Origin of the sequence: Streptococcus oralis, assembly GCF_001579025.1 — a bacterium.
Taxonomy (GTDB): Bacteria; Bacillota; Bacilli; order Lactobacillales; family Streptococcaceae; genus Streptococcus; species Streptococcus oralis_X.
Genome location: NZ_KQ970256.1, coordinates 1 through 276, shown reverse-complemented (window position 1 = coordinate 276; position 276 = coordinate 1). Strand labels below are relative to the sequence as shown.

At 42.0% G+C, this 276-nt stretch carries 1 protein-coding gene; it reads right to left on the bottom strand.

Going from position 1 to position 276, the window contains the following annotated elements:
* The coding region (locus SORDD27_RS09505; RefSeq protein ID WP_330997346.1) for a Spy0128 family protein at positions 1–276 on the bottom strand (276 nt) is incomplete at both ends.

Genomic DNA, 276 nt, shown 5'->3' with positions numbered 1-276 from the left:
GATACGTTCTGCATTCGGATTTTCTACAGTCGCAACCAATTGACCTTGACCGTTATCTGCTACAGTTACTTTAACTGTGTAAGATTCTGTTGAGTAGGTCACACCTGCTTCTGTTCCTGATTTCTCAGTAATAGTGTAAGTGTGCTCTCCTGCTTCTGTGTAGTTGACGTTGAAGACAACTTCGCCTGAAGCAGCGTTCTTAGCTTCTGCTACAACCGCATCTTTTTCTTTCAATTCGAAAGTATAAGCATCAGCCACAAGCTCTTTACCATTCAA